Source organism: Enterococcus sp. AZ015 (assembly GCF_050499225.1).
Taxonomy (GTDB): domain Bacteria; phylum Bacillota; class Bacilli; order Lactobacillales; family Enterococcaceae; genus Enterococcus_D; species Enterococcus_D entomosocium.
The window spans coordinates 193,356-218,035 of the sequence record NZ_JBMHEX010000001.1 but is presented as its reverse complement, the minus strand read 5'-3'; the positions used below and the strand labels follow the sequence as shown (position 1 = coordinate 218,035).

At 44.0% G+C, this 24,680-nt stretch carries 23 protein-coding genes; 3 read left to right on the top strand and 20 right to left on the bottom strand.

Annotated features, from left to right (window positions below; all coding sequences use genetic code 11):
* Positions 1–6 precede the first annotated feature (6 nt).
* From agaV to IGK85_RS00965, 12 genes are all read right to left on the bottom strand, one after another.
* Positions 7–489 carry a PTS N-acetylgalactosamine transporter subunit IIB gene (gene agaV, locus IGK85_RS01020; RefSeq protein ID WP_008376456.1) on the bottom strand — a complete coding sequence of 161 codons (483 nt, stop codon included), beginning with the start codon at positions 487–489 and terminating at the stop codon, positions 7–9.
* A 19-nt stretch (positions 490–508) separates the two neighbouring features.
* On the bottom strand, positions 509–784 hold the full coding sequence (gene yajC, locus IGK85_RS01015) for a preprotein translocase subunit YajC (RefSeq protein ID WP_008376459.1): 276 nt from the start codon (positions 782–784) through the stop codon (positions 509–511).
* Positions 785–786: 2 nt separating this feature from the next.
* Positions 787–1,218 carry a PTS sugar transporter subunit IIA gene (locus IGK85_RS01010; RefSeq protein ID WP_008376461.1) on the bottom strand — a complete coding sequence of 144 codons (432 nt, stop codon included), beginning with the start codon at positions 1,216–1,218 and terminating at the stop codon, positions 787–789.
* A gap of 647 nt (positions 1,219–1,865) precedes the next feature.
* Entirely contained in the window at positions 1,866–2,462 is a 597-nt protein-coding gene (locus IGK85_RS01005; protein WP_008376463.1) for an alpha/beta hydrolase, read from the bottom strand.
* A 13-nt stretch (positions 2,463–2,475) separates the two neighbouring features.
* A complete protein-coding gene (locus tag IGK85_RS01000; RefSeq protein WP_008376465.1) occupies positions 2,476–3,084 on the bottom strand; it encodes a flavin reductase family protein in 609 nt (202 codons plus the stop codon).
* Between the two features lie 17 nt (positions 3,085–3,101).
* Positions 3,102–3,995, bottom strand: coding sequence for a VOC family protein (locus IGK85_RS00995; protein ID WP_008376468.1), 894 nt, complete (start codon positions 3,993–3,995; stop codon positions 3,102–3,104).
* A gap of 13 nt (positions 3,996–4,008) precedes the next feature.
* A complete protein-coding gene (locus tag IGK85_RS00990) occupies positions 4,009–4,971 on the bottom strand; it encodes a ring-cleaving dioxygenase (RefSeq protein ID WP_008376470.1) in 963 nt (320 codons plus the stop codon).
* Positions 4,972–4,981: 10 nt separating this feature from the next.
* Positions 4,982–5,410 carry a MarR family winged helix-turn-helix transcriptional regulator gene (locus IGK85_RS00985; RefSeq protein WP_005232643.1) on the bottom strand — a complete coding sequence of 143 codons (429 nt, stop codon included), beginning with the start codon at positions 5,408–5,410 and terminating at the stop codon, positions 4,982–4,984.
* 300 nt (positions 5,411–5,710) lie between these two features.
* On the bottom strand, positions 5,711–6,775 hold the full coding sequence (locus IGK85_RS00980) for a bifunctional transcriptional activator/DNA repair enzyme AdaA (protein WP_008376473.1): 1,065 nt from the start codon (positions 6,773–6,775) through the stop codon (positions 5,711–5,713).
* Positions 6,776–7,070: 295 nt separating this feature from the next.
* Positions 7,071–7,583: a hypothetical protein gene (locus IGK85_RS00975; RefSeq protein ID WP_008376475.1), complete on the bottom strand. Its 513-nt coding sequence runs from the start codon at positions 7,581–7,583 to the stop codon at positions 7,071–7,073.
* A gap of 12 nt (positions 7,584–7,595) precedes the next feature.
* Positions 7,596–8,702, bottom strand: coding sequence for a glycosyltransferase (locus tag IGK85_RS00970; protein WP_035006388.1), 1,107 nt, complete (start codon positions 8,700–8,702; stop codon positions 7,596–7,598).
* Positions 8,703–8,713: 11 nt separating this feature from the next.
* Positions 8,714–10,201 (bottom strand): phytoene desaturase family protein, encoded by a 1,488-nt coding sequence (locus IGK85_RS00965; protein WP_008376479.1) that lies wholly within the window; start codon positions 10,199–10,201, stop codon positions 8,714–8,716.
* 553 nt (positions 10,202–10,754) lie between these two features.
* Here IGK85_RS00965 and IGK85_RS00960 point away from each other — a divergent pair.
* A complete protein-coding gene (locus tag IGK85_RS00960) occupies positions 10,755–11,132 on the top strand; it encodes a DUF7006 family protein (protein ID WP_005232663.1) in 378 nt (125 codons plus the stop codon).
* A gap of 232 nt (positions 11,133–11,364) precedes the next feature.
* Here the strand turns inward: IGK85_RS00960 and IGK85_RS00955 are convergent, their stop codons facing one another.
* The 3 genes from IGK85_RS00955 to IGK85_RS00945 all read right to left on the bottom strand — a co-directional run bounded on the left by IGK85_RS00955 (position 11,365) and on the right by IGK85_RS00945 (position 15,565).
* Positions 11,365–12,858: a helix-turn-helix domain-containing protein gene (locus IGK85_RS00955; RefSeq protein ID WP_223347152.1), complete on the bottom strand. Its 1,494-nt coding sequence runs from the start codon at positions 12,856–12,858 to the stop codon at positions 11,365–11,367.
* Positions 12,859–13,146: 288 nt separating this feature from the next.
* Positions 13,147–13,551, bottom strand: coding sequence for a hypothetical protein (locus tag IGK85_RS00950; protein ID WP_008376482.1), 405 nt, complete (start codon positions 13,549–13,551; stop codon positions 13,147–13,149).
* Positions 13,552–14,047: 496 nt separating this feature from the next.
* Positions 14,048–15,565, bottom strand: a complete 1,518-nt coding sequence (locus IGK85_RS00945; RefSeq protein ID WP_429972125.1) for a peptidoglycan DD-metalloendopeptidase family protein — start codon at positions 15,563–15,565, stop codon at positions 14,048–14,050.
* A 591-nt stretch (positions 15,566–16,156) separates the two neighbouring features.
* Between IGK85_RS00945 and IGK85_RS00940 the strand changes: the two genes are divergently transcribed.
* Positions 16,157–17,650 carry a helix-turn-helix domain-containing protein gene (locus IGK85_RS00940; RefSeq protein WP_008376486.1) on the top strand — a complete coding sequence of 498 codons (1,494 nt, stop codon included), beginning with the start codon at positions 16,157–16,159 and terminating at the stop codon, positions 17,648–17,650.
* A gap of 183 nt (positions 17,651–17,833) precedes the next feature.
* Here the strand turns inward: IGK85_RS00940 and IGK85_RS00935 are convergent, their stop codons facing one another.
* The 5 genes from IGK85_RS00935 to IGK85_RS00915 all read right to left on the bottom strand — a co-directional run bounded on the left by IGK85_RS00935 (position 17,834) and on the right by IGK85_RS00915 (position 23,447).
* Positions 17,834–18,097, bottom strand: coding sequence for a hypothetical protein (locus tag IGK85_RS00935; protein ID WP_005232670.1), 264 nt, complete (start codon positions 18,095–18,097; stop codon positions 17,834–17,836).
* A gap of 16 nt (positions 18,098–18,113) precedes the next feature.
* Entirely contained in the window at positions 18,114–19,544 is a 1,431-nt protein-coding gene (locus IGK85_RS00930) for a catalase (protein WP_005232671.1), read from the bottom strand.
* Between the two features lie 302 nt (positions 19,545–19,846).
* Complete coding sequence (gene budA / locus IGK85_RS00925; RefSeq protein ID WP_008376489.1) at positions 19,847–20,563, bottom strand: acetolactate decarboxylase; 717 nt, start codon at positions 20,561–20,563, stop codon at positions 19,847–19,849.
* Positions 20,564–20,581: 18 nt separating this feature from the next.
* Positions 20,582–22,234, bottom strand: coding sequence for an acetolactate synthase AlsS (gene alsS, locus IGK85_RS00920; protein ID WP_005232673.1), 1,653 nt, complete (start codon positions 22,232–22,234; stop codon positions 20,582–20,584).
* Positions 22,235–22,487: 253 nt separating this feature from the next.
* On the bottom strand, positions 22,488–23,447 hold the full coding sequence (locus IGK85_RS00915; RefSeq protein ID WP_008376492.1) for an alpha/beta hydrolase: 960 nt from the start codon (positions 23,445–23,447) through the stop codon (positions 22,488–22,490).
* 218 nt (positions 23,448–23,665) lie between these two features.
* Between IGK85_RS00915 and IGK85_RS00910 the strand changes: the two genes are divergently transcribed.
* Positions 23,666–24,595 carry a methyl-accepting chemotaxis protein gene (locus IGK85_RS00910; RefSeq protein WP_008376493.1) on the top strand — a complete coding sequence of 310 codons (930 nt, stop codon included), beginning with the start codon at positions 23,666–23,668 and terminating at the stop codon, positions 24,593–24,595.
* Positions 24,596–24,680: the final 85 nt, after the last annotated feature.

The following is a 24,680-nucleotide window of genomic DNA, read 5'->3' as shown; positions in this document are numbered from 1 at the left end:
TCTGCATCACTGAAATAATTTCTTTTCATCTTCAACAGGTGTCGTTGGAACCCGCTGAATCACTAATTGCACCCCCATTTCCTTCAGTTTTTTAAAAGCATCGACATCTGCTTCATCGACGGCAACTGTCGTAGCAACCTGTCTTTTCCCTTCTGACATATGCATATTCCCAATGTTGAGTTTCTTGATTGGCACCCCACCTTCAGCTAATTTCAACGCATCTTGAGGATTTTCAACCACCATGAAAATCTTTTGTTTTGGCGATGCTTTATGAATGATCTCGATGGTTTTTTGAATCGAGAAATACCTCGTTTGGACGCCAGATGGCGCCGCCATATCCATCAACCCTTGTCTGACTTTGTCTTTGGCGACCTTATCATTTGCCACTAAAATTAGATTTGCCCCCAACGTACCGTTCCATTGGGTGGCAACTTGCCCATGAATCAACCGATTGTCGATTCGCGTCAACAAAATATTTGGTTCTCCCATAAATATGTCCTCCTTCTATTTACTGCATGATTTCTGCAACCGCACTGCGTTCTACTTCGATCACCGTTCCCGATTTCACCCTTAGATCGACCGTCTCTTTCCCAAGTGCTTGAATCTCCCCAATAATGCCGCCGTATAATTTGATTTTCTGCCCCTTTTTCAAGGACTGCTGCAATTCAGCGAAATAGCCTTTTTGCTTTTTCAGATGTTTCCCATTCAAGAAAGATGAGACCGCCAAAAAGAGAAAGAGAAAAACAAGCACCACGATTGAGGCTGCTAAGATCATTTCCCACATCGTTAAATCCCTTCTTCCTCATTGGTTTCCTCATGGCCTTTGATCTTTCCGTGAAAAATACCGCTCTTGCCAATCTCTGCCAGTTCTTGACAAAAACGCTCTGGATCAGTTGCCGTATATCTAGTCAACGAACCTTCCACTAGCAGCAGTAGATTGATGCCGCCGATGACCTCGACTTGCGGGTCCTCATTGGCAGCGGTCATCGCAACATTAAAAGGGGTCCCGCCTACAAGGTCTGCACAAATCACGACCCCATCACAGGTTTCCTTTAATTGATCGATTGCTCCTTGCAACTCTTTTTCAAAGTCAGCTAACGGATTTTCCTCTAAAAACGACACTGCTAGAAACTGTTCTTGCGGCCCTGCAATCATCGCAAGCGCATTTTCCATCCCTTGCGCAAATCCTCCATGACCTGTTAAAACCAAACCAAGCATCTTATGTCCTCCCCTTACTCTCAACTGGTAGTAACCACATATCCAATATAAACGCTTTCATTTTGTCTGTCAACAATTTTTTTGTTTTTATATAAAAATGTCTTTGTTATCTTTAAATACGAAAAACGGCGCCAAAACAATGATTATCAATTAATAACCCAATTGATAAAGGTATTGAAATCCATCAAGGGAACGACCTTAATGTTATTTTTAACAAGTACGTTCACTGGTTTTTGAGTCTTGGTATCTAAAGAACCACAAGTCACTCACTATTCACCGATACAACAATCAACGTTGTTAAATAAAGGAACTATCAACAAATCTGCTTCCATAATAAAAAAACCAGCTAGGTATAATCCCTAACTGGTTTTGATCATCACCAAACTCATTTTCCATTATGTGTTTTATTAAATTGTATTACCATTTTTTTTAGGAATAATTCATGTTATTAACTTAAACAGGTTAGAGATAACAAGCTACCTTATAATCTAGAAGCTTTAAGAATATAAAAACCACCCATACTAACAGAACTAATGTAAAGCATATCTTGGTGGAGCTGATCTACTCTCTGTTCAATGTTTTCACGTGAAACAAAAAAACCTAACCAACCAGCAGGATCGCTGTTTGATTAGGAAATGGGTACTCCTTTATTGTTCGGTCAACCACGTGCGCGAGTGTTCAACTTCTTCATACGTTAACTGATGACTCGGGGTCCAAACGGTTGAAAGGACTGCACCCCGGGAGGTGAAGATCTCTTGGACGTAAGCACTGTCGGCTAGGGAAACGATCGGGTCGTTTCTGCCAAAACTCAGAAACACATGAGTGTCAGGCAAGGAATTCGTCGGTACATTCTCGACTGGATACATGGCGTGGTAGAGAATCGCTTTTTTGAAGTGGTCGCTATCATTTAGTAATAAGCGAATGGCAATGTTGGCGCCATTGGAATAACCCACCAGTACCACTTGGGCTAATGAAAAGTTGTATTCTTTGGCGGCTTGCCGAATGAAATCGGCTAATTCGTCGCCGCGAAGTGCTAAGTCGGCTTCATCATACACTCCTTCAGCCAGGCGTTTGAAGTAACGGGGCATGCCGTTTTCTAAAACGTTCCCGCGAATACCTAATAGTGATGCTAGGGGATCAAGGGCTTTGCCTACTTCCAGCAACGACTGTTCGTCGCCACCAGTGCCGTGGAGCAGCACCAAAACTGGTGCGTCGGCTGCTCCTTGTTGGTAGATTGCTTTCATCGAAGTTCCTCCTTTAACTTGGTCGTTTGATATCGAAAATCTCCCCAATCGTTGCGTAAGAATTTCCCGCTAGCCGGCTGACTGCTTGTAAGGCACGGGGATCGATCTTGCCGTCTTGATAGACATCCTCTGCAATCTGGTAGCCGACGACTTCCAACAATAAGAGATCGGCAGTGGTCTGCTGGTCTTTTTTGATGGGTACGTGCTGATGCAGAATCGTTTCTAAGCGGACACTGGCTTCGTTCAAGCCAGGAACGGCAATCGTTTTCGATGTCGTTGTGGTAAACCCAGAAACCGTCAACTCGCTTTGGTCTGCGGGCAATAATGCCGCGGTTTTATTGGCCTCTTGGACATTTGTTTGATCCAAAATATGCACGACGGCTTCTTTCGTCGCCAACAGATTGCGGGCGGTGTCTTTCAGTTCCCCCTCTTTGCGCTGGATAGCCAACGAGAGGATCACAGGTTCTGAGCTGACGATGTTAAAAAAACTAAATGGGGCGATGTTGACGATACCATCGGCTGATTGCGTACTGACCACTGCCACTGGCCGTGGAATGATGGAGCCAATCAGTAGCTTATAATTTTCTCGTTGGGTCAAATCCTTGGGATCTAAATAGTGCATACAGCGTCTCCTTTTTTCTAAACCGATAAGTCTGGCAAGCGATCCTCGATCTCTGCACGGCGGCTTTCAAATTGGGCGGGCAGCATCAACTGCTGTCCTAACGTTTCTAATGGTTCATCAACTAAAAAGCCTGGGGTTTCTGTTGCGATCTCAAAGACGATGTTGCCCCGCTCTTGGAAATAGACGGCTTTGAAATAATTGCGGTCTTTGATTTCAGTGACTCCGTATCTTTGATCGTACAAGTACTCTTGCCACTCTTTTTGCACTGCTTCCGTTGGCACAGACCACGCGATGTGATGGACGGTGCCGACACCCCAGCGCCCTGCTGGCATTGCTTCATGGGGCACGACGATCTCATGAGCGAGGGTGCCTGCGGTATGAAGATGGGTGCTTTTCTCTGTTTTGTTAACAATGTCCAGACCTAGATCATCTGCCAACGTTTGAATGGTCGCTTCTGGTTGTGCCGAAAGCAAGACGGCCCCATGAAAGCCTAAAATCGCTGGTGTTTCTGCCGACTCTTCGGCTTCGACTAACGCCAAAGACAGGTCATGCTGATCATGAAGTTCTAACGTTGGCCGATCAAACAATGTACTTTCTTGGACAGTTACTTGATGTTTCGCCAGATGTTCTTGCCAATAGGCACTGCTGTCTTTTGGAATGCGAAACGCGATCGTGCCGACTTGTCCGCTTCCTACTCGCCCAGGATGAGCATTTGCCCAAGGGAAGAAGGTGATGATGGTCCCATTTTCTAACGCTTGATTGCTGTAATAAAGATGATACGTGTAGGGATCATCAAAATTGACGGTTTGTTTGACGAGGCGCAACCCCAACACGTCGCGGTAAAAGGCAACGTTCGTTTGCGGATCGCCTACGATAGCTGAAATATGGTGGATCTGTTGAATGGGTTGCATACTATGTGCCTCCTTAGGCGCGTTTTGTATTGAAGGGTTTGATGACTCCTTCGATGTATTCACGGCGATTTTCTAAAAATGGTGCCAATGATAAGGACTCACCCAATGTTTCGTATGGCTCATCCCCCATGAACCCTGGTTCATCTGTTGCTAGTTCAAAAAGAATATGGCCGATGCGCACATACAAGGATTCAAAATAGTAGCGATCCACATAGCCGGAGTTGGCCAATCCCAAGTTATCAAAGATTTCTTGCCAAACTGCTAATGAGTCGTGGTGAGCTAAACGAAAAGCGACATGATGCACTTCGCCATCGCCTTGTTGTGCTTGCGGGCTCGTGGTATCTTCCACTAAAACGACTTGAGCGCCATTGCCGCCTTCACCGACTTCTAGCAAATAGCGATTGTCTACTTGATCAATGGTTTTGAAATCAAAAACGGATTCCAGCAGCCCTTTGAAATCTGCCAAGTAAGAAACAGACATTTCGACAGGACCTAAGCCATAAATCGCAAATTCAGTAGGAACCGGTCCTTTTTTCCAAGGGGTACCAGCTTTCACGCCAGTATTGTGTTCATCAGAGATCAATTGATAGGCTTGCGTATCAAAATCCCAAAAGCGCAACACTTTTTTCCAAAATTCGGTGGTGATTGCTTCGTGTTTTACCTCAAATTCATCAAAGCGTGCGGCATAATAATCAAGGGCAGCATCACTGGGTACTCGGAAACTGGTGCGGGTGATCGAGTTGGTTCCTTTGCTGCCGCGAGCGGTATTGGGAAAATCAAAGAACGTCATGGTCGTTCCCGGTGTCCCTAAATCATCCGCAAAGTAGGTATGGTACGTATAAATGTCATCTTGATTGACGGTTTTTTTCACTAAACGCATCCCTAACACATCCGTAAAGAAATGGTAATTCCGTTCCACATCACTTGTCATGGCCGTCACATGGTGTACCCCTAATAATTGATCTTGTTTTCTCATTTTCTTTTCCTCATTTCTGATCGTAAGTTATTTTTCGTAAAATTGTTTTTAATTGTTGCAATTCTTCACTGCTGAGTTCGGAAAAACTCGCCGCAATCTTTTGTGCATGACTGGGAAAAATTTTCTCCATCAATGCCCTGCCTGCTTCCGTAATCCTGACGTAAGTTACCCGTTGATCTTCTTGGCTAGGTTCCCGGCGCACGCAGCCTTTTTTGACTAATTGATCGACTACATAGGTTGTCGAGCTGCTGGCGATCAAAATTTTTTCCTTGATGGCTTGCGTCGTATGGGTGCCTTTATGGTAAAGCAATTCCAGTACAGAAAACTCTGTAATATTTAAGCCATAACAACGAACATCTTTTTTTGCCACTTGTTCCAAACGACTCGCCGTACGCAGCAAACCGATGTACGCTTTGAGCGCTTCTTCTTGATGCGCCATTTTCCTCACCTCTTTATTTCGAATTCGAGATAATCATAACTTACTTTTTGTAAGTTGTAAAAAGATATGCTTTGGTTGTTTAAGAAAATCATTCAATGCTTATTTTTATAGAGGTTAAGAACGGTTAGACACTAACGAAGGTCCCACCTTTTCTCTATGTCCCCTTCAAATCTAATAAAAAAGCAGAACTCATGAAAGATTCCATAAGTTCCGCTAAATATATATTTTACTGAAGAGGATTCGATCCATTCCATGTACTGATCGATGAAGCGCTGATTCCTACGCATAGTTATCTCTTTTTCAAATCTTTACAGTCGGCTGGACCTGCTTTTCCAAAGCCAGCAACCACTTTTTGCGTTCGACACCGCCGCCATAGCCGCCGATACTACCATCACTATTGATGACACGGTGACATGGAACGATCAACGCCAATTGATTTTTTCCGTTGGCGTTGGCAACAGCTCGGGTGGCTTTTTCATAACCGATTCGCTGTGCCAATTGTTTGTAAGAGTATGTTTCTCCGATCTTCATCGCCAACAGCTGCTGCCAGACGGCTTTTTGAAAATCAGAGCCGATCAATGCGATGGGTACCGTGAAGGCAGTTCGATTCCCTGCAAAATATTCCGTCAGTTCTTGTTTGAGTTGCTGAATGATTGCTGTTTGCTGCGGAATGATCACTGCATTCAAGCGGCTTCTCAAAACAGCAATCTCCGTTTCTAGCCCTCTGCGATCCACGAATTCTAACAAGTAAAGCTGCTGCTGGTCGCTGATCGCCAACATCGACCCTATCTTGGTCTCAAGCCAAGCAGAAGAAAGAATCGTTTTTTCGCGGCTGTTGGAAGGCAATTCCCCCATAATCCGGGAAAACGCATCTCGAAAGCCGTTGCCAGAATCGAAGCCGGCTTCTAATTGTGCTTGGATCAGCGGTTCTCCTTCACGAATCTGCTTAAACGCTAACCCTAAACGGCGTGCACGGGAATATTCGATAAAGGTCATGCCAAAATATTTTTTAAATTGTCGACGCGCAGTATTGGGATGGATCGCTAGCGTTTCAAAATCTTTATCGGTCCACTTTTTCTCCGGGTTACTCTCCACCGCTTCCACAAGGCTTTTCACGTCAGGGGATAAGTGGCTAGGTGAGCTGAGCGGGCGACATCGTTTGCAGGGACGATACGCCGCCAGCAGCGCTTCTTGTGCCGTCTGAAAAAACTCGCAGTTTTTCTTGAGCGGTTTTTTCGCTGGACAGGTAGGACGGCAAAAGACGCCGGTGGTTTTTACCCCAACGTAAAAAATCCCTTCATATTGGGAATTTTTTTCAATCAGCATGTCGTAATAGTGGTCCCGTTGTCGGCTATCTTCAATCATCTTGCGCATCCCTCCTTCTTTTCTACACTTACAAAAATACTTTGTACCTGTCCTAACACACGACCAACCAATGCAGCAGCCTGCAAAGGCAGGTCGAAAATTTGCCCATATCCTTCTGATGACATACGATCACCCTTTCCTCTGAATGACCTTAGTGTACAAAGAATGGTCTTGACGCATCCCATAAAAATTAACACCAATTTTTTAAAAAGGATCGAAGGCAGTTATCCTCCGATCCTTTTGATTTCCCGTTTGCCTATTTTTCAGCGAATCTTAAAGCGGCACCTACAGGAACCTAGACCGTCGCCTTCTGCTTGACTTGCAGGGCACTTTTTTTCCGCAAGACTCGCTCCAAACGGGGGCGATTATAGCGTTGGATCATGATGAATGGGCAGTTGGCCAATAACGCATAGACGATCATCACCCAGCCCGCCCACGCAGGATTCCAGAGGAAAAAGAACGGTGCTGGAACCATCAGCAGCCAATGGGTCAGCTCTGCTCGGCGTGTTTCGATGACGAATTTTTCCAGATAGTCCTTTTGTTGCTGAGCCAAGCGAGATTTGTCAAAGCCTTTTTTGGCAATCACAGTGCCGTCGGGCAATTTGTCTTTCCACTGACGAATACGAAATACCTCCGCCCAGATTCTGCCGCCTTTTTCAAAGGCAAAAGAACGGAACCAGTTGGCATGACGTTCAAAAAAAGCATCACTGACTTTGCGCAAGCCAAACGAGATGCCTAGATGAAACAGCAGCCAAGCCAAGCTGTCTGTAATGAGCAAGAGCAGTGGAGATAAGGTGATCAGCGGCATGTTCATCGCCTCCTATAAATTGATTTTTCGTCCTTTCCAGGTCACGGATTTCAACAAATGGGTTTGGATCCATGACCAACCAAATAAGCCTAGGAAAAAAAGAAAGTAACATGGGAAAAAAAGCAGCAAGACTCGGTTGAAGTTGCCGACACGGCGGGCAAAGCACACGGTTTGTCCAAAATAAGCAGCATAAAAAAGCAGTCCTAGCCAAAACGGTTCCATCAGAAACGGTGCCGCCAGTACCCCAATGCCGCCGCTGATCCACAAGATGACACCTGCCATAATCAAAGGGTGAGTGAATTGCGAAGCAGTGGCAAAATCCTTCGTCCAGCCTTGAACAAGTTGACGAACACCAGCTGGATACATCCGAAAGGCCAACAGGTCTTTTCCACCATACAAGGCGATCGGCAAGCGTTTTTTCTTAAAGCGTCTCGCTAATGCTAGATCATCTAAGATTCCTTGTGGCATGTCCTGATGCCCATTGGCTTGAAGGTACGCTGTTTTGCTGCACAAGATACACGGACCAAAGGCGCCGCCGGCTGAGAGTTTTTCGCCTACGATAGAAAAGCGGTTCAACCCGACAGGTAAGATGACATTAAAGACGGCAGATAATTGTTCATACAGGCGCTTCGTTTGATGATAGGGCTGCACCGAGAGCAGGCCTTGTCCCGATCGCTCCTCATACGCAGCGAAAAGGCGCTCTAAGCCATCTTCTGCTAGAAAGAAGGTATCGGCATCCAAAAATAATAGATACTTGCCCACCGCTTGTGAGGCGCCTAACCAGCAAGCCGCCGCTTTCCCAGCAGAATCAGCAGCGGTTTGCAAGACCGTCGCACCGAAGCGCTTGGCACAGGCGATCGTCTCGTCTTCCGATCCGTCATCAACCACCAAAATCTCCACAGGATAAAGGGTTTGCTGCTGCAAGGATGCCAACAATTGCGGCAAATTTTCTGCTTCATTGCGGGCGGGGAGGATGATCGACAATTCTGCCCTCTCCTTCAAGTCTTTGGATGCGGCTGTCTCCTTGCGGGTGGGTATCGTCGGCAGGCGGAAAAAAATCAGCCAGCCTGCCAGCCAAGCAGCGCAAATACCAGCGAGCAGCAGGTACACAGTCATCATCCTTTCTTATCTTAGTGTTCTCTTTTGGTGATCATCTCACTGACTTGCTGGCCACTAAGGGTCACCATCGGCATACCGGCACCGGGATTGACCGTACCGCCAACGAAGTAAAGATTGTCGTAGCGTTCGCTGTGTTTCGGGTGTTTAAAGCCATGATTTTTCTTGCGATTAGAGACTGTGCCGTAGATGGCGCCGCGATGTGACAAATAATTCTTTTGGATGTCTTCGGGTGTCCAGCGGTCTTCATACACGATGTGCTTGCGTAGATCCGTTAAGCCCATGTTTTCCAGCTTGATCAAGATCCGTTCACGAAAGGCATCGTATTCCGCTTCCGTAAAGGGTTTATCCTGCAAATAAGGGATATGAGGCAAGATTTTGATGTTCTCATGCCCTGCCACTGTTTGCGAAGGATCGGTTTTGTTGGCATTGACCAAATAGATCGTTGGGTCTTCCGGCAGCTGATGCTGATGGAAATTTTGATCAAAGTTTTCTTTTGAGGCATTTGAAAAGAAAAAGTTGTGGTGCGCCAGTTGCGGATAGGAGGTTTTGACCCCTAAGTGCAAGACAAAGCCAGAACTTGCTGGTTCAAATTTTTCTTCCAGTTTTCGAGTAAAGGCCGGCGCTTCTTCTAACAGCTCTTCATATGCCGGGATCACTTCCATATTGGAAACAAAATAGTCCGCTTCGATCAACGTACCATCATCCAAACGAGCGGCACGGATTTGTTCTTGTTCAACGATCAATTTTTCCACTTTATGTCCCGTATGGAAGGTCACACCGATCTCTTTTGCTAAGTGAACGATGCCTTCGGCTAACCGATGCATCCCGCCTGGCACGTACCAGACACCTTGGGCATGCTGCATGTAGATCATCATGTTCAAGACGGCTGGGGCGTCATAAGGAGACGAGCCGACATACTTGATAAAATAGCTCAGCATGTCTTGCAGCTGCGGATTGCTGACACGTTTTTGAATAGCATCATGCATGGAAGAGAAATAATCAAAGCCTTTCAGCGCTTTGATCACGCCGTGATACTTCAAGATTTCTTTCGTGGTATCTAAGCCTTTCTCGAAATAGCCTTTTTCCGTGATATCATAAATCTTTTGCGCATAGTCCAAAAAATCTTGGTACTCTGCCATGTCTTTTTCTGACAAGTGGGGGTTTTCCTTTGCCATGCGGGCAAGATCGCCATAGAGATCGATCTTGGTGCCGTCAGGAAAAAAGGAGCGCCATTCCAATGGCAATCGGCGAATCGCAACATAATCCGCCATATCGCGATTGCTGCCAGTAAATAATTTTTCAAAAATCTGCGGCATCGTCAAAATCGAAGGACCTAAGTCAAAGCCGAAGCCGTTTGTTTCCAGTCGGTTCAATTTGCCACCTAAATGGTGATTTTTTTCATATAATGATACATCAAAGCCATTTTGGGCTAATGAGACCGCCGCTGATAGACCACCAAGTCCGCCGCCGATCACTACAACTGTTTTTTTCTCATTCATTGAGTTGCTCCTCGTTTGCTTTAATAAACGTCCCTATTTAGCCAATTCTTTTCACCGAAACAGACGGTTGCGTCTCACTGCAACTGCGTGTCTTCGCACTATTTTGGCATTGGCCACTTGAATCAAAGGATCGTTTTTCTAGATAATTCTATAGTATCACACCTTTGAAAAAATGACGGGGATGAGCCTACCGGTCAACTGATGCTGTTTTTTCTCAACCATGATTTCAGCGAATGAAAAAACAACCTGCTGGAAAAGAAAGGAAACCCGGTCATTTCGTCCATTCCGAAAATATTCTTTTTATAACAACAATTATCAGAATAGTTGAACATTTTTGACGTTAATACCAGCGAAAAACAAATCTTCGTATGGTTACGAAAAAACGCGTTTGAGCCAATTTGGAATATCCTGTACATTGAATGTAGCGAAAGTCCTTCCCCCAATCATTAAAAAAAACAAAAGGGCCTTCTCAGTAAGACATTGCTTAACAGTGACTCTTTTTGATAATGACACGTATTGTCGCCTTTTCCTAACACTTATAAGGAGTATTGATATGAACTTAAAAACGATCCAATCAGCCGAAGAATATGTAAACTTTTTTGACGTAGAATTTATCCACTCTCCCTGTTCTTATACACACCCAAAAATCTTTAATTTTTATCTCTCTTTGCGCCAACGATTCTTGGCGATCTATGAACAAGACGAGGGTACTTTTTTCGAAAAAATGTCGTTGCTCTTAGATATCGACGCACAGCTGCAAATACTAAAAGAACTTTATGTTTTAAAAATTTCTTCTCTAAACGAGTATACGGAAGAAGAGATCATTCAGCTGACGGTCAAAGACAAAACCTGTTTCTATCGGGAATTGACCGGTCTTCAGCTAAACCAAAAGGCGCCTTGGAGTTTGATTTACTTAAGTGAAGCCCAATGATTTCGCCCACATTGATCGATTGAATTGAAAACCGCTGGTTCCAAAGGCTTGCATCCGTACCTGATGCATTCCCCACTTCCCCTTCCCACACTCCTGCACAGCTGCGGAGAGTCAAGCCATTAAAAAAGAAAGCATCTTTCCTTCTCACTGTCTAAGCAGTGAAGGAAAAATGCTTTCTTTTCATGTAAAAGGCCCTTTCTAGCAACTCTTTAGGTCAAAACAGAATGGGAAACTAGAAGAGGTCTTTTAGGGCAAATTGGCGGGTGACGTTAGGATTGATCCGTTCAAGCAGCCGATTCCAGTCAGAAGAAGAAGGGATCGTTTTGAAGACGATACATTCAACGATATCTCGAAATTCGGTCGCATGCTCGGCATAGTTCGTCACTAGCAGATCAATGGTATTTTGTTCTAAATACTGAGCATTGACTTCCCCTGAGTCAGGATAAAAGACTTGATGGGATCGGCTAAAATAGCGGTTGGACCAGCCCTCAATGTACTGAACGATATTGTTATTTCCTTCGAAGATAAAGGCGATATTTTTTCGGGGAAACCAATGACGTTCTCGAACAGATTCAATAAAAATCACTAAGTTTGCACAAAAATCCGTCAGATACTCCACAGAATAAAGGGTGTGGTACTCGCAACTACTTTCTAAAAACTCTCGGTAAGCAGCAAACTCCTTAGAAAAAGTTTTCTTAATAAACGCATTCACATCATAAATATTACGATTGGCCGAAGTGGATAAGCACTCCTTCAATTTGGCAGAAGTAAAAAAGGATTCGATCAGAATCTGATCTTCTTTAGGCTTTTTCGACGATACATTCAACATCTGATAAAACTCGTTGGTCAACGTGCGAATCTCGGTCCAATGATTATAAGAAAGACAAAACTTTTGTTCGACGATCACATTTTGCAGTTTTTTCTTTGTGATAATACTAACAAACAAAAAGATAAGTTCATCGTTCGTCAATCGACATTGAAAGTACTTTTCAATAATGCCATTGATTCGCTGAAAGTGCATCAGCTGAATACTGTGTCGCAAGGCGTGGTACAATTCGTCGTTGATTTGCACAGTTTTGCCTTGCATAAATCGCTCAAGCGAAATATAAAGTAGATACGTATATTGTGAAAACGAAACGGTGTGATAACTATTTTTGTCAAACATCCTGCCGATTTCCGTTACTGCCTGTTGGACCGCAGCAGGCGGAAAGACAGTATGGGGTGTGCTATCCGTTTCATAGAAAAAGGTACAGAAGAAATTGCGGATATCTGCTTCTTGTCCAACGATATTCAGGGGATCTAGTGCTAGTTGGAGATCAAAACGTGCCAGTTGTTCATGAATGCGCTGCAAGTATTTTGATAAGGTACTCTTGGATAAAAACAAGCAGTCCGCCCACTCATCGATCGTCTTTAACTCTCCAATAAAAATATTTTCCAATAAAATAAAGAGCGGTTCATTCGCTAAAAGCGAGGCTTTTTTCTTTTCATACTGTGAATAATCAAATAGTTCAAACGAATAGCCTTGATTGGTGGAAGTGATCAGGATCAACCCACAGAAATAATCATTAATCTGACTGATGTCTTTGCCAATCGTCCTTGTAGTACTACTTGTTACTTCAGCCAAATGGCTGGCACTGCAAATTTCATTTTTTTCAAATTCACTTAGAATCTGCAGCCATCGGACGGTCGATTTGCTTGTGACAAAACTCAATTGAAAATTTTTCAAACATAAGCTCCTTACTAAGAATTTCTTTTTTGCGGCTAATTTACGCATGAAAGGCGCCTAAGCAGTCTCATTATATCGGTTTTCATCCTACATAAAAAATCGGTTTTTTCATAGACTGATGAAAAAAAGCGTTGTGTCCAGACTACTGTCTTATAACAATTATTTTATCGGCTATTAAAAATAGTGCAAGGATTTCGCTTTTACTTTCATCAGATTCTGCTTAAGGAATAAGAAAATTCTTTGTATTATTTGCTTCATTTTGAAAAAAACTGCTATGTTGAAAATCACCTATGTTTTCTTTATTTGTCTAAATGTGTCTGTCATGATGTTTAAAAGCTGTTCATATTGCGTTTCTTGACTTACTTTTTTCATCTGCACATTAAAGTCCTGTTCAATAAATTGTTTGGGTATCAACTGATCCATTTCTATTTTTGAAAGCCTCTCGGTACATTCCGCTAACAGTTGGTAATCCTTTACGAGTGTTTGCGGCAGCTTGTATGTTTGTGTAAAAAAGGAATATCTCGCATTCTTTTGAATCGTTAGTGCCACCTGCTTTTGAATCAAATAGTGTAATTTTTCTAATTGCTTATCTGTGACGGATCGTTCACCGTTTTGTTCAAATAATTGACAGTAATAGTCTAAAAATTCGCTATTGGCCATCACTGCCTCAAAATCCGTTTTATTTATTCTCATAAAATGTTCCCCTCTTTTTTTATTTTATGCATCACTGTGTAAAACATTCTTTTCGTTTAACAGAAAAAAAGAGCAGCTCATTTATCTCTTCTACTTTTTTATGGTTAATCATTTCTTGTTAGTTCTTTTCAACGATCAATACTGATTAGAAAAAAAGGAGTAGACTTATAATTGATGCACTTCCTGATTATTCGCTCCCCTACTTCGTTAGCAAGTTTTTATTCGTAGGGGTAATAACTGTAACGATTTTGCTTCTCCGCTCATCATCAATAGCATTCGAACCTACCATTTGTGCTGCTGGCTGACCGATCTGTTCACGCCAGTTTATGGATTAGCAACTGTTACGGTTATGTGAAAATTATAAAGAATCTATGCACGATTTTTTTAAACATTTTTTCGGTTTTCATGAAAAAAAAATTAAAATCGTTGCTCCCAAAAAATTGCTGGAAAAAGACAAAAAAAGAAAGTATCCACGATACTCTCTTTTCGGCAATCCTTATTTTGTTAGAAAAGCGATTGGATCGACCAATTTCGCTTGGCTCAAGCTAGGCGATGCACTGACTTCAAAGTGCAGGTGTGCGCCTGTGCTATTGCCCGTACTACCCATGAGCGCAATCGTTTCTCCTTGTTCCACTTGTTGACCAACCTTCACAAGGTTCTGTTGATTGTGAGCATAGAGTGTCGTCATCCCGTCCTCATGGAGAATCGCTACATAATTCCCCCAAGAAGGATGAAACTCTGAACGGATGACCGTTCCAGATTGACTCGCCATGATGGGTGTCCCAAACGCTGCGGCAAAGTCAACGCCCCGATGAAAGCTTCCCCAACGTGGGCCAAAAGTAGAAGTGACAACGGCTTTTTCAACAGGAAAAAGATACGTCTCACTTGCGGTCACATCAGGTTTTTTCTGATCATAACGGGTCAACGCATAGGCTTCGATCAATGCGGTCAGCTTTTGATCATACGCGGTATCAGTGGCATACCGACCAGTCAAATAATGGGCAGCTTCTTGATAAGAAGCCGCTTCTGATTTCCATACACCTTTATAAAAATCAGACTGTTGTCCGACCCCTTCTTTCAACAAACGAGCATAGTCCATCAATGACTCTTTGTACCCAGTATATTGGCGGAACGTTGCCGTGATCGTATAGTGATTTCCCGAACCATCATCTTCTTGTGTCCGAAAGGCAACACCCTGTCCGTGATAGGTTCCTTTGATACCAAAGAGATTGAAGTACGGCGCCTGACTCAATCTGCTTTGACCGCCACCTGATTCTAAAATAGCCTGTGCAATCATGACAGAAGCGTACAAATCATTTTTCAAGCCAATATCTCGGGCATCTTCGCCGATTTCTTGGATAAAATCCCACACTTCTTTTACTGGTGTGACCGTCAAGCTCGTTTCGCTACCTTGCTGCGTTATAGGATCGGATTGACTTGGCCCGCTTGGTGCTTGGGTACTTGGTGGTATGATCGGAGACACAGCCGCCGGTGTTTCTTGACTTGCATCACTGTTTGCTTCTGGTGTCGGTTGCGTTTCTACAGGTTCTGACGGTTGGGGCTTCTCTGGCTGCGTCTCAGGTTTGGGCGCTTCAGGCTTCGTTGGTTTTTCTGGTTTCGGTGCTGGGGTTGGTTCTTCTGGCTGAGAAGGCTCTGGCTTACTCGGTAGTTCTGGCTCTGGTTTCGGCTCTGGTTTCGGTTCTGGCGTCGGTTGGGGATCTGGGGTTGGTTCTTCGGTTTGCTCTGTTCCCTCCGGCGCTGTCTCAGATCCTTCTGGTACACTTTCTACAGGTGCCGATCCTTGCTCCGAATCGGACACTTGTCCTTCCCCTGCTGGAGCAGTTTCTTCAACCGTCCCTGCTGTGCTGCTACTGTCACTTTCTTGTGCAGCTGTTTCTGATGTTTGGGCAACGATCGTACCTTCCGATGCAACAACCGCAGCTGAAACTGGCACACCAGCTAAAAGTTGTCCGCAAACCAAAAGAAGCGCTACCCCTTTTTGCGAATGCTTCATAGGCGATTTCCTTTCTCTCCTTTTTTCACTTAACAACCTCTATCAAAAAAACATGTTGTCATCCAAATAGTAAATAAATATCAATTCTCTTTTATTATACTACGCTTCGTTTTTTCGACTCAAGCAAATGACTCCCGTGCTTGTCAAAGAGAACGAGTTGTTGGAAGAATGGGTCTACTGGTAAAGGATCACGTTTTGCATCCAATTCGTTATCGAGTCTGGGTTGCAGCTTTTTCTTTCTGTTGCCTAAGATCCTCTGGCGTCATCAGAAAAAAACACAGTTTTTCAAATGGGCAACTGCCAGTTGAAAAACTGTGTTTTTATCGTCTTTTCTTGCTTCATTAGCTTTTTATCTAGCGTTTGGAGCCTTTCTATTAGCGCTTCGTTTTCTCAAGTTTATGTATGATTTTTGGCAATTGGTTTCTCAGGTCCTTGCTATACTTACCGTGAACGATTGATATTCCCGGAAATGTTCTGCTGGTAGTCAGAGCCTTCAAGGCACTGTGGCAAGAACGCCTAACAGTTGAACGTTTCATTCTCTGTGTAAATGATTATGCTATAATTATTTAAACTTATTTTTCGGAGGCTGACATGAAAACATTTCAATTAAAATTCATGCGAAATCGTACGTTGATTCGCTGGCTGCAATTGTTGAATGAATTTGAGAAAAGTCCCTCCCGTACACTGGGAGAACTCGCTGAAGTGACCGAGAGCAGTACGCGTACGTTGATTACTGACATTGCTAGCTTGCGAGAGTATTTTAAAGGGGCTATGGCGATCCATACAGCAAAAATCGGGTATCTTTTTGAAGAAATCGATCATGATAGGTATCGAAAGCAAAAGCAAGAACTGATAAAAGATGAACCGATTTTCCAGATTTTAGAAAGTATTTTTTATGATGAGCAGCAAACCCTCTTTGATTGGAGCTTAACGCTTAATATTTCTGAACAAGCGCTGATCAGCTACTTCCGGAAAATACAGCCATTTTTATCCCCTTTCGGTTTAAAAATAAAAACGGATCCCGTCTCTTTGGCAGGTTCGGAGATCGATATACGAAAATTTTTCTGTCTTTTTTACTACGAGTCTGACATTAATGTCCACACGTTATTTCCCTCGATCCATGTACAAGATGCGGTGATGGAAATCACTGACCTTTTGGAAACGAAGGCCTTACAGAGCTCTTCGTTTTCTTATTTTGCTTATATCCTTTATATTAGCGTGGAGCGCAGCAAACGCGGTTTACTTGCTGCCCCCTCTCCAGAACTAAGCGAGTTAGTTAAAAAAAATGGTTTACTTTCAAATTATGAGGACCTTAAAAAGATTATCCAGCGTTATTTTACCTTTGAGTTTCCTCAAGAAGAAGCAATCTATCTTCTGACTTGCATCATTTGTCGTCGCAAACTCAACACCGATCTAGAAACAAGCAAAGCGTTTTGTCTTAACTATAACCACTGGCCCGCGATCAAACAAATCACTGCTGATTTCTATGCCCAAAATCGCGGCAACAGCTTTGATGAACAAAAAGATTTGCTTTGGTTAGAGTCATTCTTTACTATTTTCAAGCTTCGTGAGTTGTTATCGCCAACGATGAACGTCAACATCGATGATTTGAATGCTTTCGTCAAAGAGAAATTTGCGGCTGAATATAAAAAAAATCGCCAGTTTTTGCTCTCACATCCTCTTGTGAAAACACTCTATTCTTTCGACCATTTGGATGATTTTTGTGCAAGTCTCACCTTCCACATGGAAGCCATCATTGAAGAGAATTGGGGCACGCGGAGAACTATAGCTGTTATTTTTGAAGGTAACGAGTATGTTTGTGAGTACGCTGAAAGTATTATCCGAAAATATCTTGGCGTTTATCATGAAATGTACTACCCTGATTCAAACGAACTCTCCCACGAGTATTTAAAAGAAAAAAACATTAATTTTCTCATTACTAACTACTCCGAATACGCCACTGAATACTTACTGGATGTTGAAAGTGTCTTATTAAAATCAATACCCGACGCTGCCGATTGGAATTATCTTTTGAATCGAATCAATCCGAGAATTTTGCGGTTGGTCGTTCTTGATAATACGTAGTAATTCCAATCATTCACGCCGCTTCTCCAAAGAAAGAGAATTGATATTTCCTTGTCGCCTTTAAACGAACGCCTGACTAATCCTCCCATATAAAGCTGTTCTTTTTTAGTGGAAGCAGTTTTATATGGGACTTTTCCAATGAATCAAGTACGCTTTTTCCTTCTACGCTGCTACTATCAGCAATCATTGCTCTTTGGATTGATCTGCACTTAAAAATGTCCGTTTCGTAAAAGCCAGTGCGCCTACGAGGGTCATGAGTACGATGATTGGATGAGAAGATGCAGACAAGATCCCCAAAATCGCCGTCAACAGCGTGCCCGTATAACTCAAACCGACTGCCCATTGCTGAAGCCTTGAAAGCTCTCGCAGCTGCCCTTTAAAGGCCACCCCCAGCATCATTGCTCCGACAAAAGATAAAAGACCAAAAACTACATGTAAAAGTAACATTCTTTTTCCTCCTTTCTTAAATGTTCACATCGATCGCTTCAGCGATTCGTCTGCCGTATTCTGGGTCCGCACGGTAAAAATGCATGACCTGCCGTTCTTTGATCTGTTGATTTTGAACCTGTCCCAAACTTCCCGCAATCGTTTGAATTAAACGTGTTCGTTCTTCTTCTGAGAGCAAACGATAAAAATCACCTGCTTGGCTATAATAGTCTTCATCGTAATCAAAGGAACCGATCTCTCCTTCTAACGAATAGTGGATGCCCTTGGCATGCGGGTTTTCTTTGATGCCATCGAAACTGTTCGGTTCATAATTGATCCCTGAAGAATTCGTTTTGGTATTCATGAAACCGTCCTGTTGGTGATTATGGACAGGCGCTTTTGGCGCATTGATCGGCAACTGGCTGCTGTTGGGTCCAACTCGATAACGATGCGCATCACCGTAAGCAAACAGCCGACCTTGCAATAGTTTGTCCGGAGAAAAATCAATCCCTGGAACGATATTGCCCGGTGAAAAAGTGACTTGCTCGACTTCGTTGAAATAGTTCTCTGGATTGCGATTCAAAGTCATTCGTCCCACTTCAATGAGCGGATAGTCTTTTTGTGAGACTGTTTTGGTCACATCAAAAAGATTGACGGCAGCTGACCAACCTTCTTCAAAGGGAATGATTTGAACATAGAGTGTCCAAGAAGGATACTCCTTTGCCTCAATCGCTTTATATAGATCTTCAATATGATAATCAGGATTGCTTCCCGCAAGTTCTGCTGCGAGTGCCGCACTCATGTTCATAATGCCTTGATCCGTCCGAAAATGATATTTCACCCAAAAGCGTTCTCCCTCTGCGTTGAGCCAAGCGAATGTATGGCTCCCATACCCATGCATATGACGAAAGGTTGCCGGTAAGCCCCGATCCCCCATCAACAGGCTGACTTGATGGAGGGATTCCGGTGAATGGGACCAAAAATCCCACACCGCCTCTGGATTTTTCAAGTGCGTTCGCGGGTCTCTTTTTTGGGTATGGATAAAATCAGGAAATTTCAACGGATCACGAATAAAGAAAATCGGGGTATTATTGCCCACGAGATCATAATTCCCCGCTTCCGTGTAAAATTTAACCGCAAACCCCCGAGGATCGCGCAACGTATCCGCAGACCCTAGTTCTCCGGCAACCGTTGAAAAGCGAATAAACATCTCCGTTTCTTTCCCGATGGCTGAAAGAAATGCCGCTTTCGTGTACATCGTTACGTCGTTTGTTACTCGGAAGACCCCATGAGCCCCCGCACCTTTCGCATGAACGACCCGTTCGGGAATCCGCTCACGATTAAAATGTGCCAGTTTTTCTAGCAAATGGACATCTTGAATCAACACTGGTCCACGGCGCCCCGCCGTCAAAGAATTCTGGTTATCCGCTACACTGGCTCCTTGCGCAGTCGTCAACTTTTTTTTCATATCTTTCCTCTTTTCTCTATAAAATCAGTCAAGTGCAATTACTCTCAACAAAATACTTCTAATTAGTACAAAAATTATCATTATTCTTAAAATATATCAATTTATTTGCTCGGAAATAAGAATTAATTCAGATTTTTGACCATTTCCCAATTTTTCTATCGAAGTATCCAGGTTTTGCAGCAAGCCTCATGAATAAAAGGAAGCACAAAAAAGCAGTGAAGCGTTGGCTTCACTGCTGCTTTGCGTTCCATTCGATCCGAGACCACTCTACTGGCGATCAATTATTTTTTGCTGCCTGCTACTTATTCGGCAGCTTCAATATCTTTGGCGATTTTTGCGACATCGATCTCCCGCTGCAAGTAGTCTTGGTTGTCGATAGGAAAATGCTGACGAAATTCGGCTAGTTCCATCAATTCGACTTCACCAGCTGCCACTTCAAAGTCTAAGACATGACCAGCAAATGTGCGATCATCACTAATAAAATGCAAATGGAAACCGGCGGCCGCAGCACCGTGGAACAACAACGGGGTAAAGAACCCGACGATCGTGCCGCTGATATCTTCTGCTTGAAATTCCGGCTGATGCTGGATGATCTCAATGAATTTTGGGTACGGTTTTTCTTGCTTTGGGGCAACGCGGACGTGTATCTTGGTAAATACCCCATGAATCTTGACAGCGGAAAACAAATTCGGACTGACTTCTGTCAGGACGTGGTTTTTCACTTCTTCATCGGTCATTTCTTGGCTGACCTGCAGGTGCTTCGCCGCAGAAAAATCAACGACTGCCGCATAGGGGGTTCCTTCATTTCCTTGGAGCACTTGTACCTTGCCCGACTCGTCTACATGGTAGATTTCACCATCTAAAATAATCACTTCACCATTGGAACCAGCCAAAGTACCAATCCCAAAATTGCCATATTCAAGCATTTTTCCGATTTGCTCCGTGCCATCCATTAAATCCTGCATCAACCCACCTAGGGTGCCATGCTGATATAAATAACTTTTGTTTTTCACTTTCATCTTGATGCTCCTTTGGTCTTAATAAAATTGATCAGGTAGGATCGTTTTGCCAAGATCGGCATTGTCTGAATAATCCACAGGGATATCAATGATCACTGGACCATCCGTTGCAAAGCCTTCTTCGATGGCTGCCATCAATTCTTGTTTGGTGGTTGCCCGTAAGCCTTTGGCACCAAACGCTTCGGCATATTTCACGAAATCAACTGGTCCAAAATCAACCCCAGAAGCACGATCATATTTCATTTCTTCTTGGAATTTCACCATATTGTAGGTACCGTCATTCCAAATCAAGTGAATGATGTTTTGTTTCAAACGGACGGCTGTTTCTAACTCTTGGGCAGAAAACAAGAAGCCACCATCGCCAGATACAGAGATCACTTGAGTATTTGGTCGCACGAGCGCTGCCGCGATCGCCCATGGCAAAGCTACCCCTAAAGTCTGCATGCCATTACTAAAGAGCAGATGCCGTGGCTCATAACTGCGGAAATGACGGGCCATCCAAATGTAGTGGCTGCCGACATCCACCGTCACCGTCATGTCATCGGTCACTTCTTGTTGCAAAGCATCAATGATTTCCAGGGGATGCAAGGTATTGTTGCTGCCTTCGACATCCGCTGGTTTTTCATTGAGTTTGGTTTGCAGCGTCGTTAAATAGTTTTGAGCGTCTTCGGTCAAGTGATACTGATCGATGGCTTTTGATAGTTGTTCAATAATTTTCGCGATACTGCCCATCAGTTCAACTTCTGGCTGCATAAATGGATCGATCTCCATCGGTACTTCATCGATGACGATCACGCGGGCATCTTTTTCCGCATTCCAGTTGCGAGCTTCGTATTCGATCGGGTCGTACCCCACAGCGATCACTAAGTCGCTGCGTTTCAACAGCATATCACCAGGCTGATTGCGGAACAAGCCGACGCGGCCAAAGAAATGCTCTTCTAATTCACGAGAAATGATCCCAGCGCCTTGGAAGGTCTCTACGACAGGCAACCCAGTTTTTGCAACTAAATGACGAATCGCTTGTGTTTCTTTCACGCCTGAAGCCCGCATTCCTAAGAGTAAGACAGGCAGTTTGGCTTCTTTGATCCGATCGACGAGTGCCTGGATATCTTCTGCATCGGCACTGCCTAATTTAGGCGAAGATAGTGGTTTGATCGCTGCCCCTTGAACGGTTCCGTCCGTCACATCTTGAGGAATGGATAAAAAGCTCGCCCCTTTTTTCGCTGTTTTTGCGATGCGAAAGGCGTTGGCAATACTTTCAGAAAGGGTTTCAGGATCTTGGACTTCACTGCTGAATTTCGTGATCGGCGCAAACAATGCCGCATTATTCATGCTTTGGTGGGTCAATTTTGAAAGGTCAGAACGCTTCACTTGTCCTGCTAGTGCCAGGACGGGATCACCTTCGGCAGTTGCCGTGACCAACCCAGTCGCTAAATTACTGGCTCCTGGTCCACTTGTCGCAATGACGACTCCTGGCTCTCCTGTCAGGCGACCGATTGCTTGTGCCATAAATGCCGCGTTTTGTTCATGTCGCGCCAAAATCAACTCTGGTCCCCGATCACTCAACACATCAAATACGCCATCGATTTTTGCACCGGGAATCCCAAAGATATAAGGCACCCGATGATTTTCTAAACTTTCAACAATGATTTCTGATCCTTTTGCGCTCACTGTATTACCTCTTTTCGAAAACTGTATTAATCACAATACATATAATAGCACTTTCTATTTATTTATAAACGAAAAACACTCATTAATATCTGTACTATAAAAACGTAGTTTTTTAGAGAGCGTTTGCATCTGCTTCAGACTGCAGGTGTATGTCTTTCCATTTTTCCGACAAAAAAAGGAGTGGATCGCTCCACCCCATAAATCCTTTACTGTATCAGAACACCTCTAAAAAGAAGCTTCTTTTGTCGGTTTTTTATTCTGCTGGGACATTTTTTTCCGTCAGCCAACCGACAGCCAGTGTCATGGCCGCTCGTGCAGCTTGGGTCTGATCCATCGCATTGACCATCACAAAATCATGGATGATTCCTTGCAGACGTGCTTGGGTAACTTCCACGCCAGCTGCTCGTAAATGCTGCGCATAGGCTTCCCCTTCATCCCGCAAGACATCTGCTTCCCCTGTAATGATCAACGCTGGTGGCAGATCGGCTAACTCCTCTTTGGTCGCTCGTAAAGGAGAAGCGGTAATTTGATTCCGCTGTGTTTCATCCGTCGTGTATTGATCCCAGAACCATTGCATCCCTTCTTTGGTCAGAAAATAGTTTTCGCCGAATGCTTCATACGAAGGCGTATCAAAGCGGGCATCTGTCACAGGATAGAACAATAATTGCTGTGCGATCGGAATGCCGCCACGGGCTTTCGTCAACAAGGTCATAACGGTCGCCATGTTCCCACCTACGGAATCACCACCCACGGTCAAACGGCTAAGGTCTAAGCCTTTGACATCGACAAATCCCGGTAATTGCTGCAAGACCGCATAATTTTGTTCGATCGCCGTTGGGTATTTTGCTTCTGGTGAACGACTATATTCAGGAAAAATGACGATCGAGTTGGTTCGTACCGCCAATTCACGGATCAATTTATCATGAGTCGCGGCACTGCCGAAGACCCAGCCCGCGCCATGGAGATAATAAATGACAGGGAGAATCGCATGATTTCCTTCAGGACGAACAAAACGAACATTGATGGTCCCCCATTCGCCTGTATCTACGGTCTGATCTTCTATCTCAACCGCCAATTTATTGACGGGTGACTCTTGGACTTGTTCCAATAGTGCGCGCCCTTCTTCTGGCGGTAATTCATAGATCCGTGGGTGCGGTGCATTTGCCTCACTAAATTCAACGGCTGCTTTTTCCAACGAAATTCTATCTGTCATACGATTCTCTCCTTTTGTTTGAAATCGTTCGTGTTGACCTTAAGGGTACCACCAAGTCATTCTGATGCAAAGAATCTTGCTTCCTTCTGCTTCCAGGCATTTTGTTCGACAAAAAAGGTGGTTTTTGCACTCTTAACTGCCTTGCCTTCATGACCGATAACTGTAAGACACTCGCTGTGTAAACTTCCCAAAAAACTGAAAGGCGTAGGTAAGTACGTATGAAATTCACATTAGATGAAACACAAAATAACCGTCTGCTCGCTGCTATTTTTCAAGAACTCGCTGTCATAGTCTTTGATCCGCAAAAAGAAGTTGTTTTCGCCAATGCCAACATGACTGATATCCTAGGGTACAGCCAAGAAGAAATCATTGGCTTGCCGCATCGGACCTTTTGTTTTGACCATTATGCTGCCAGTACGGATTACCAAGCTTTTTGGAATCAACTGCTGTACTCAAAGCAACGGTTTCAAGACAAAATCATCCGAAAAAACAAACAAGGAGAAAAACTGATTTTAGAAGGAATCTACTTCCCCGTCCTCGATGAGCAGCAAGAAGTCGTCAACGTCGTCAAAATCGCTTTTGACATTACCCAAAGAGAACAAGCCTTAGCGGTCACTATCAAAAAAGTGCAAGAAAGTGCTGCTTCCCTGACACGACTTTCTGCCAACGGGCATCAGCAAGTCGATCATTTGTCAGAGAACTTGGCGCAAGTCAAACGGCTGTCTGATCAAAATCAAGCAACGACCCATGCCTTAGAAATGGATAGCCAACAGGTGACAGCGGTGCTGCATGACATCGACCGCATTGCACAACAAACCAAACTGCTATCCTTCAACGCTTCCATCGAAACAGCACGGATCGGCGAACAAGCAGCTGGCTTTCGGGTAGTTGCCGATGAAATGCAAAAATTAGCCGAACAGACCAAGCAGTTGACCCAAACCATTGCCGCAACCATGCAAGCCATCAACCAACAAGCCTTAGTCGTGTTAGATAGTACCGAGTCGACGACTATGAAAATCAGTGATTCGCAAAAAAGTCTCGCTGCCGTTTTGCATTCTTACGACACGCTGCGAACGACGGCCAGTCTTTTAAACGATGAAGCCGAGTATTTAACAGAGACCAACAATGCTGAGTTGGAAACCACATGAAGTGAAAGAGAGCGCCGCTGTTTGCGACGCTCTCTTTGTTTTTTTGACCAATAAATTGATTCCCTATTTGATTTCATCGATACTC

Bases quoted from the DNA above. Each gene is read 5' to 3' on its own strand.
- agaV (WP_008376456.1), bottom strand. From the start codon at position 489: ATGGGAGAACCAAATATTTTGTTGACGCGAATCGACAATCGGTTGATT.
- yajC (WP_008376459.1), bottom strand. From the start codon at position 784: ATGTGGGAAATGATCTTAGCAGCCTCAATCGTGGTGCTTGTTTTTCTC.
- IGK85_RS01010 (WP_008376461.1), bottom strand. From the start codon at position 1,218: ATGCTTGGTTTGGTTTTAACAGGTCATGGAGGATTTGCGCAAGGGATG.
- IGK85_RS01005 (WP_008376463.1), bottom strand. From the start codon at position 2,462: ATGAAAGCAATCTACCAACAAGGAGCAGCCGACGCACCAGTTTTGGTG.
- IGK85_RS01000 (WP_008376465.1), bottom strand. From the start codon at position 3,084: ATGCACTATTTAGATCCCAAGGATTTGACCCAACGAGAAAATTATAAG.
- IGK85_RS00995 (WP_008376468.1), bottom strand. From the start codon at position 3,995: ATGCAACCCATTCAACAGATCCACCATATTTCAGCTATCGTAGGCGAT.
- IGK85_RS00990 (WP_008376470.1), bottom strand. From the start codon at position 4,971: ATGAGAAAACAAGATCAATTATTAGGGGTACACCATGTGACGGCCATG.
- IGK85_RS00985 (WP_005232643.1), bottom strand. From the start codon at position 5,410: ATGGCGCATCAAGAAGAAGCGCTCAAAGCGTACATCGGTTTGCTGCGT.
- IGK85_RS00980 (WP_008376473.1), bottom strand. From the start codon at position 6,775: ATGATTGAAGATAGCCGACAACGGGACCACTATTACGACATGCTGATT.
- IGK85_RS00975 (WP_008376475.1), bottom strand. From the start codon at position 7,583: ATGCCGCTGATCACCTTATCTCCACTGCTCTTGCTCATTACAGACAGC.
- IGK85_RS00970 (WP_035006388.1), bottom strand. From the start codon at position 8,702: ATGATGACTGTGTACCTGCTGCTCGCTGGTATTTGCGCTGCTTGGCTG.
- IGK85_RS00965 (WP_008376479.1), bottom strand. From the start codon at position 10,201: ATGAATGAGAAAAAAACAGTTGTAGTGATCGGCGGCGGACTTGGTGGT.
- IGK85_RS00960 (WP_005232663.1), top strand. From the start codon at position 10,755: ATGAACTTAAAAACGATCCAATCAGCCGAAGAATATGTAAACTTTTTT.
- IGK85_RS00950 (WP_008376482.1), bottom strand. From the start codon at position 13,551: ATGAGAATAAATAAAACGGATTTTGAGGCAGTGATGGCCAATAGCGAA.
- IGK85_RS00945 (WP_429972125.1), bottom strand. From the start codon at position 15,565: ATGAAGCATTCGCAAAAAGGGGTAGCGCTTCTTTTGGTTTGCGGACAA.
- IGK85_RS00940 (WP_008376486.1), top strand. From the start codon at position 16,157: ATGAAAACATTTCAATTAAAATTCATGCGAAATCGTACGTTGATTCGC.
- IGK85_RS00935 (WP_005232670.1), bottom strand. From the start codon at position 18,097: ATGTTACTTTTACATGTAGTTTTTGGTCTTTTATCTTTTGTCGGAGCA.
- IGK85_RS00930 (WP_005232671.1), bottom strand. From the start codon at position 19,544: ATGAAAAAAAAGTTGACGACTGCGCAAGGAGCCAGTGTAGCGGATAAC.
- budA (WP_008376489.1), bottom strand. From the start codon at position 20,563: ATGAAAGTGAAAAACAAAAGTTATTTATATCAGCATGGCACCCTAGGT.
- IGK85_RS00915 (WP_008376492.1), bottom strand. From the start codon at position 23,447: ATGACAGATAGAATTTCGTTGGAAAAAGCAGCCGTTGAATTTAGTGAG.
- IGK85_RS00910 (WP_008376493.1), top strand. From the start codon at position 23,666: ATGAAATTCACATTAGATGAAACACAAAATAACCGTCTGCTCGCTGCT.